The sequence below is a fragment of the Bacillus taeanensis genome (assembly GCF_003318295.1).
GTDB classification, from domain to species: Bacteria; Bacillota; Bacilli; order Bacillales; family UBA6769; genus Maribacillus; species Maribacillus taeanensis.
In genome coordinates this window covers 1-2,886 of the sequence record NZ_QOCW01000049.1, presented here as the reverse complement: position 1 = coordinate 2,886, position 2,886 = coordinate 1, and the positions used below count along the sequence as shown (strand labels likewise).

Here is a 2,886-nt window from a genome sequence, read left to right as displayed (position 1 = left end):
GCAGGATTGCTTTTGCAGCATTAAATGATTACATGAAGCAAAAGAAAGCAGGCAAAGACCCCGTCTTCCACGTTTCTAACATTCCTGGCCTTAAAAATGTAGAATGTTGGGGAGGAGATGAAGAGCAATCTTTAAAAAAGAATGAACGAGTACAGAGAAGCTTATAAAAGACAAAGCACACATAAATTTGCTGCTGGACTTAAGATGATAATTCTAAATTGAAATAAGAGTTACTTTAATCCTAAAATCGAATGAATTTAATTCTTTATAATGATGATCCTGTTCCACCATATTTGAGCTTCTTGCTTCATCAAGAAAGGGGAGCATTTGTTGGTGCGAAATGTTCCTGGCTTAAATGAAATGTGGTCACACAATTTCGGTAAAGGTCAGGCAGTTTTAGGTTTCTAAAACTGAAGGGTTATGTCGAGGAGTCGAATTAGGAGGGATAGCCACTAGACTAATAAAAGATTCATTCCTCTTAAGCCCCCTAGAGAACTTGGACACCTCTAGTTTATATCATTTATACTGGTAGTAACCAAGGGGGCACGTAAAATGAAACGACAAAAATATTCAAAAGAATTTAAGCTGCAAGTAGTGAAGGAAGCACTGGAAACAGGAAAGAAAGCATTAGTCTCACGACGTTATGAACTTAGCACGAATATGGTTCATCGCTGGGTTCGAGAGTACAACCAAGGGAAATTTGAGAATGGAAGTTCATTAGAGAATAGCTCTTTAGAAACAAAAGAACTTGCCCAAGAGAATGATCAATTAAAACGGTTATTAGGTGAAAAAGACCTTGAGATTGCCATTCTTCGTGACATGATAAAAAAGAAGAACCCTCAGTTACTGAAAAAATTGAAATAGCCGACAAGTGGATCAACAAAGGGTATCCAAAAACGATTGTGCTGCGTATTGTGGGCATTTCTCGTTCTACCTATTACTATCAAAAAAGCTATCGTGTAGAAGAGAAAACAGTAAGTGAGGGACGACCAGCACCAGGTTTTTCGATCAAAACAGATGGTACAAAAGTGTTCGATGATCAGATTAAAGAATGGCTTTTACAATTGATTGAACATGAAGGAACGGCTTATGGTTATCACAAATTAACGATGGCATTACGCCGTTACTTTGACTTAACGATTAATAAAAAGAAAGTGTATCGTTTGTGCAAAGAATTAGGGATTTTACGCCCACAAAGAGAAAAGAAGACGTATTACCCTCGAAAACTAGCAAAAACCATACGATTACCGACTCCAATCAACTGTGGGAAACAGACCTGAAGTATGGATTTATTCAAGGTGAACAAAAATTCTTTTTCATCTTGTCCTACATCGATGTTTATGATCGTGCCGTCATTGATTTTCATATTGGGCTGCGTTGTGAAGGAAAAGATGCCGTTCAAACATTAAAGCGTGCTTTATTGAAACGCCAGCAGTTTGAATGTGAGACGAAGCCAATCATTCGTTCAGATAACGGACCACAATATAAATCACATGTATTTGGGGAAGCATGCGAATCGCTCTCGGTTGAACATGAGCGAATTCCGCCTCGAACGCCAAATATGAACGCCCATATCGAAGCCTTTCATCGTATTTTAGAAGATGAATGTTTGTCTCGTTATGAATTTCAAAGCTATGAAGAAGCATACCAAGCTGCAGCTGAATTTATGCACTTTTACAACACAAAACGAATTCATTCAAGCATTGGCTTTTTAGCTCCTATTGAGTTTTATAACCGAAATCAGCAAGAAGACATACCAACCAAAGAAGTACGACTGTGAAAAAAGTTAAAATCATTTGATTAAGAGAGTATGTGTCCAATTTTCGGGGGTTAATCCGATTCAACCATGCAAGACAGTTCTTAAACGATTAATAAGGTTCTTGTAAGACTAATAGAGGTTCAGCTCCAAAAGGAGCCACCGACTTGTTAAAACGAAAGAAGCTGAGGCACAACGAGTATTATGACATGCAATCTCATTTTGATTCTTTATATGCTCAAAGTGATAATGGTCAAAATTTTTATGGTTTACTTGATTTAATGCAATCCGATGAAAATATTCAATTAGCTTATCGCAAGATTAGCCGTTTTATCGCACAATATGGTAAATGTGCAGTTACAGGAATTGAATTAGGTCTGAACGATTGGCATTGTCATCATAAAACTCCGTATCATCTTACAAAAGATGATACGGAGTTTTATGATATTGCACGAATCCGTTCACCGCCTCATTCATATGAGAAATCAAGAGAAAATACAAGTGCTTTTAAACGCACTCAAGTTAAATAAAAAGCAACTTAAAAAGGTCAATGAATTGCGTGAGCAATGTCTGAACGAAGCAATCTGATTTTACATTTCATCTTGCATACACATAAAAATATCGAATGAGTTGGAACGCCGTATGCTGGGAAACTCGCCCGTATGGTGTGAAGTGGGGGGAAAGCCGGAGATAACGTCAAAAGCTTACCTATCACTATAAAACAACACAGGTAGAAAATGATCAGACCTTATTTTAAGACAACAACTACTAAAAATTTACGTTAACTTAATAATCAAAAGTCCCAATAGGGTTAACTCTGTTGGAACTTTCGTATTTTTCACGATAATTCTATAATGAGCATGTCCCATAAGAATTATCCCCAAATGCCCCAGTACTTCGCCTAACTGTACCATCTTACTTTCAATCAATAATGATACGAATAAAGGATTTACTAATAGAACACAAAAATACGCCTATTGACAAAATCAAATTCTTTAATTAATATTTATTGATTGATAAATAAATATTAATAAGGATGATATAATGGCACCTCGAGAAGATAAAAAAGAAATTATTATTGAAAATGCTGTAGCAGTATTCGCAGAAAAGGGATATTATAAAGCAACGAC

General features: G+C 36.3%; 3 protein-coding genes and 2 pseudogenes. All 5 read left to right on the top strand.

Features of this window, described 5'->3' with window-relative positions:
• A pseudogene (locus tag DS031_RS24375) lies at positions 1–167 on the top strand (sodium:alanine symporter family protein); the annotation flags it as partial.
• A 385-nt stretch (positions 168–552) separates the two neighbouring features.
• Positions 553–864, top strand: coding sequence for a transposase (locus DS031_RS23230; protein ID WP_113808523.1), 312 nt, complete (start codon positions 553–555; stop codon positions 862–864).
• A 38-nt stretch (positions 865–902) separates the two neighbouring features.
• On the top strand, positions 903–1,280 hold the full coding sequence (locus DS031_RS23225; RefSeq protein WP_181833302.1) for an IS3 family transposase: 378 nt from the start codon (positions 903–905) through the stop codon (positions 1,278–1,280).
• Positions 1,166–1,780: an integrase core domain-containing protein gene (locus DS031_RS23220; protein WP_113808521.1), complete on the top strand. Its 615-nt coding sequence runs from the start codon at positions 1,166–1,168 to the stop codon at positions 1,778–1,780. Before DS031_RS23225 ends, DS031_RS23220 begins: the two co-directional genes overlap by 115 nt.
• A gap of 143 nt (positions 1,781–1,923) precedes the next feature.
• Positions 1,924–2,344, top strand: a pseudogene (locus DS031_RS23925) (hypothetical protein).
• Positions 2,345–2,886: the final 542 nt, after the last annotated feature.